Origin of the sequence: uncultured Microscilla sp., assembly GCF_947493425.1 — a bacterium.
In the GTDB taxonomy this organism is placed as follows: domain Bacteria; phylum Bacteroidota; class Bacteroidia; order Cytophagales; family Microscillaceae; genus Microscilla.
This window is the reverse complement of sequence record NZ_CANLRP010000297.1, coordinates 1-5,276: the sequence shown is the minus strand read 5'-3', so window position 1 is coordinate 5,276 and position 5,276 is coordinate 1. Positions and strand designations below refer to the sequence as shown.

Annotated in this window: 4 protein-coding genes; all 4 read right to left on the bottom strand. The window is 41.6% G+C overall.

Going from position 1 to position 5,276, the window contains the following annotated elements; genetic code table 11:
* Window positions 1–199: 199 nt before the first annotated feature.
* The 4 genes from Q0954_RS32685 to Q0954_RS32670 all read right to left on the bottom strand — a co-directional run bounded on the left by Q0954_RS32685 (window position 200) and on the right by Q0954_RS32670 (window position 4,742).
* The gene (locus Q0954_RS32685; protein ID WP_299465827.1) at window positions 200–1,399 is read right to left on the bottom strand and encodes an MFS transporter; all 1,200 of its coding nucleotides are present in this window, start codon (window positions 1,397–1,399) and stop codon (window positions 200–202) included.
* 141 nt (window positions 1,400–1,540) lie between these two features.
* Window positions 1,541–2,185 (bottom strand): TetR/AcrR family transcriptional regulator, encoded by a 645-nt coding sequence (locus Q0954_RS32680; RefSeq protein ID WP_299465824.1) that lies wholly within the window; start codon window positions 2,183–2,185, stop codon window positions 1,541–1,543.
* Window positions 2,186–2,336: 151 nt separating this feature from the next.
* Window positions 2,337–2,900, bottom strand: coding sequence for a nucleoside monophosphate kinase (locus Q0954_RS32675; protein ID WP_299465821.1), 564 nt, complete (start codon window positions 2,898–2,900; stop codon window positions 2,337–2,339).
* A 243-nt stretch (window positions 2,901–3,143) separates the two neighbouring features.
* The gene (locus tag Q0954_RS32670) at window positions 3,144–4,742 is read right to left on the bottom strand and encodes a serine hydrolase (protein ID WP_299465818.1); all 1,599 of its coding nucleotides are present in this window, start codon (window positions 4,740–4,742) and stop codon (window positions 3,144–3,146) included.
* Between the last annotated feature and the right edge of the window lie 534 nt (window positions 4,743–5,276).

Genomic DNA, 5,276 nt, shown 5'->3' with positions numbered 1-5,276 from the left:
AGCGCTGCTATGGGCGCAAAAAATAGCCTCGTCTCAAAACAAAACCTCTACCTCAAGAATGGTAATTTAATTTCTCATCGTTCCTAAGATAAAATATATTGGAGCAAATAACAACAAAAAACCCAACACCTCTAAAAGAAGCATCGGGTTTGGTCATTGATTCATTAATCTATAATATTAATCCATAATTAATGCGAATTTAGTTAAGCGCAATACTGTTGCGGAGGTAATGCTTGATTGCCATAGAAAAAAAGTAAATGCCGGCAAATACAAACATCAGGGCGCAAAACTGAAACATTTGAGCAGTAGAAGCCCAATCGGCAACGTAGCCCAGTATGATCGAGCCTAAGCCAATGCCCAAGTCAACCGCCGCATAATAAGTAGCGTTTGCTACTCCACGGCGTTCGGGTATTACCATATTCATGACCATTGTTTGCAGGGTAGGAATAATAGACCCACAACCCAAGCCTATGATAAAACCAGCCGTGAGGTATACTACCAGGCTGTGCCCGGTGGCAGACAGCAACAAAAAGCCTACAAAGCCCAATATAAAACTTAATAGCATAATTTGTTGGGGGCCTTTTTTATCCATTAGTTTGCCCGCATAAGGGCGCGAAATGCTTACTCCGATTGCCAGCAACAGAAAAAACATGCCACTGTGTCCCACACCTGTTTCGGTGCCATATACTGCCGCAAAAGCAAATATGCTGGCATAGGCAAAGCCAAATAAAAACACCACTACTGATGCATGGCTTGCTTTTGCCTCAAACATTTGCCCTTTTTTGCGGGGGGCAGGAGCCACTTGTTTGCTTTCGATGGTTGTTTGGGCAATGCTGGGGTACTTTACCATATAGGCAAGTATCAGCGATGCTATAGAAACCCCAAAGCCTATATAAAATAGCAGCGAGAAGTTGTTGTTGCCCAGTATCCAAAGCCCCGCCAAAGGGCCCAGTGCCATCGACAGTGTAACCGAAAGCCCAAAATAACCTATGCCTTCGCCTCTGCGACGGGCAGGGACAAGGTCAGCCGGAATGGTTCCCCCGCCGGTAGTGACCATGCCCCAGGTAAAGCCGTGCAGAAAACGTAAACTTAAAAGAAGTAAAAAGGTAGTGGCATAGCTATACAAAAACATAGAAAAGGCATACAATACCATAGATATGATGTAGACTTTGCGACGCCCGAAGGTGTCGAGCGCGTAGCCGCTAAATGGCCTGATCAACAAAGCCGACAGTGCATATAAACCTATGATGTAACCAATCTTTGTTTTATCTTCTTCGAGTACTTGAGTAACATATAGAGGCAATACCGGAAGTAAAAAATAAAACCCGGCTGCCATGAGCAAGTACGACAAGCAGAACAATACGAAGTCTCTTGTCCATAGTGTTTCTTTGTGTCTCACAACCTGTGAAATTTTAATGTTCTTTAATATGTTCTAAATTTTTTTGGCTTGTAGCCAATTTTGTTGGTATAAATAACCTGATATTGACGATAGCCAGCAGAAGAAGGATGACTGATATTTAAGTGTATAGTGTTGTATCTTTTAAGAAGCTGGCTTTGCTACCAGCTTCATTATTTCAAAGTATTCTACCTTCCCCTTATCGGTCAGGTGTGGGTAATGTAGCATCCAGATAGACTCCAACGCTCGTTTTTTATCCATCGCCACTGTGCCGTCTCTTTTGCATTCTTGTTTGATCCACACTTGGTTGAGCCAAAATACACGTACAATCCAAACTGTGTTAGAGAGTTGGTCATAAATGCCTGGAATAGGTTCGGGCTGAAACAACCCACTGCCTATATAGTAATTGATCAAAGCCCTGCCTTGTGCCGTTCGGCGATGGGCACGTTCGCGGTATAGCTTGCCCACTGTGGGGTAGTCGCGTAGTATTTCTATAATATCTAAAAAGAAAAAACGGTAACGATCCTGAAAATCAATCATTTGCTTAAAAAGCGCGTGAAAATGGTGCAATGTTACCAAGCCATTGGGCAATATTTCTATTTCCTTCGATTCAAAAATGTATTTATATACATCTTCGATCAAGTCAGTCTTGCACTTGTAATGGTATGATAAATTTCCCCGGCTAATCTCCAGTGCATCGGCAATATCACGCGAAGTGGTATTTTTGATCCCCTTCTTGTTGAATATCTCAATCGCCATCTGTACTATTTTTTCTTTGGTAGACGCCATCTTTACCAGTTTAAATTTTACTTTTTATCAAACATAGTGGACATAGGCAATATAGGTAGCCTTTCCCTAAATGATATTACAAATATAGGGCGAATAGTTTATATAAAAAAGTAAAATTAGGGCAAAGTGACTAGAGTAGACGAAAAAAATATTAGGAGGTGCCCTTTAGACCAGTCGACTTACTGATTTCTTCTACCAGAAAGTTTACATTTTCGCTAAAATCAATGACCTGCAGGATACCTGTTTCTTCATAATGATTGATTACAAACGAAATGTTGGTATAATAACTCTCTAGCTTTTCCCAGATGGCTTCTACATCATGGGTATTGGCTTGTTGCATGCGTTCAATAATCATTTGCTCGTTAATGACCAGCGATACAGTGTTGATGTTTTGGTAGCCAAACAGAGGGGCTATTTCGGCAACAGATTCTGCCTCAGAAGTGTTTTTGGGGAAGTTGATAAAAACGAGTAGCTCTTCGTTTTGGTGTTGTTTGAAGCTTTCGTATAATAGTTGCTCAGTAACTGAGAGGGGAATTACCTGACCTTTTTGAATATAACTGGACAATAAACTACCCAACTTGCTTTTTTCTCTTACTTCTTTACGCATCAAATCACTTACTGATAAAGATACGCCTTTGTAGTAATCTGCTATTTGCAAGCCAGTATGACTGCTGCCAGAATAAGGAGGACCGTATATAATTAAGATTTGCTTCATTTAATTCACCAATATAAAGAGTAAGGGTTGGAGAGGTTTGTTATAATCAATTGATGTATAAATATTTTCTGCTCATAAACCCTATTAATCTATCACGAAAGTCTACTAACAAAGTTCGTTTTTTTTAGGTAAAAATCACATAAGTATAAAGGTTTTATGCGAAATAAAATAATGGCAATGATTTTTTTAGTAGTTATATTATTTTTCTTAGAGTGCAATTGCCAAACTTTTATAACAAAGCAACTATAGCTTGATAAACTGAAGATAGTCTGCCCTACCTGTATTGAGGGTAAATTCTCTGATGGAGTGGTCGTTATTGCGAAAAAAACGAAACGAGCCAATTGTACCTTCAGCGAAGTCGGTATCGGTAAGGTGCAATAAAAAAGGTGGGCTGAAGTCTATACTCAATTGTAGCCCTTTTTCAGTGACAAATAAATCGTACACCACTTTGAGCGTTGCACAATAGTAACTGCCTGTGTAGGGCTTGAGCATTTCTACATCTACATGATGACTGATGGGTACCTTGGCAGCAATAATTTCCTGATCGGGAGTCTTGAATACCATAAAGGGTACCCTTGCACCTTTCGATTGCTTAAACTCTATTATAATATTGTATTCAGGTTCTGTAAAAACACCTTCAGCTTGTGGAGTGAGTTGTAAAATATCTTCAGCACCATATTTTAACAATAGCTGTCCTGCTTCTTGAATGACCTCTAGGGGAGTAGCTGCCCCCAGGTCATAACCTCCAGTGTATTGTGTTAATAGTTCTTTGGGCAGTTGGAGCGCAGGGGTGGCAGGAGAGTGGGTAGTTGTCAAAGCCACTGGAGGCAAAGGAGCATTGCCCAGAAATACCTCTGCTACTTGCTCAGCTATAGTCCAAGGCGATAGGGTGGCAAGGTTTGCTAATATGATTACAGATAGTTTTTCTTCTGGAAACCGAAGCAATTCGGCACAATAGCCCGCAAAAGCCCCCCCGTGGCGTTGTATAGTTTTGCCTTGATGTTTGCCCAGTATAAGTCCAAATCCATACTCAAAAGCGGTGTCATCGTTGAGCCTGCCTGGTGTAGTCATGAGCTTTATCAAGTCAGAATTTTGTTCGCCCAACTGGTTGTCATAAAAATTCTGATCCCAACGTATTAAATCCTCTATAGTAGTATAGAGCCCCCCATCACCTACCACGTCTATTTTAGAGGTAAATTCTTGATAACCACCTTTAGGGTCAGGTAAATAGCCTACAGCTTTATGAGGAGTAATTTCGGCAAAATAGTCGTGGAAATGGGTATTGTGCATACCCAATGGCTCAAAAATATGCTGGTGAGCAAACTCCCGTAACGATTGACCGCTTACTTGTGCCACTATGTACCCCAATAACAAGTAGTTAGAGTTACTGTACCTCTCTTCGTCGCCTGGCACAAAGTTAAGGTCGGGTTGATGCAAAAGTAATTGCAAGGCATAGGCAGTATTATAATGGGCGTGTTCATCCATTCCCCGCAAATGGGCGAGTTCAAGGTAGTCTTTTAGCCCACTGGTGTGGTAAATCAAATGTTTTATTTGCAAAGGGTAGTCATAATCGGGCAGGTTGCTTACAAACGTTTGTACGTTGTCTTCCAGGTTCAAATCACCATTTTCTATCAACAAAGCCACACAAGCTGCAGTAAACTGTTTTGCGGTAGAGCCAATGTCAAACACAGTACTTGAGCTGATGGCGGTGTTTTCGGCAAGGTTGGCAAGCCCGTAGTTTTGTTGTAATACACACTGCCCCTTTTGTATTACTGCCAAAGCAAGCCCTGGGGCATTTTGAGTGGGGAATTGGGCGAAAAGTTGATCGATGAAAGTGTTCATTTTTTATGGTTTTATGGTCGGTTTCCTCATTCGTTTATTAGTCCGGAGTTAGTAGTCTGTAGTCCGTAGTCGCTTTGCGTAAGTTAATTACGAGTTTGAGAATTACGAGTTACGAGTTGGGCGAAGCCATTCGTCTATTAGTCCGGAGTTGGTAGTCTGTAGACCGTAGTTGCTTCGCGTTCATTCGTAATTAGCTTACGCAGAGCTCCCTTTGGTCGGTTCGTAATTGGCCCATTCGTAATTGAATATTAGTCCGGAGTTGGTAGTCTGTAGACCGTAGTTGCTTCGCGTTCATTCGTAATTAGCTTACGCAGAGCTCCCTTTGGTCGGTTCGTAATTGGCCCATTCGTAATTGAATATTATTCCGGAGTCGGTAGTCGGTAGACCGTAGTCGCTTCGCGTTCATTCGTAATTCGTAATTCCCTCATTCGTAATTGAATATTAGTCCGGAGTTGGGAGTCGGTAGCCCCCACAGGCATTGCCTGATCTTCAGGCAACTACCTGATCTAGCGTTTAGCCCACTACATGTGGTTA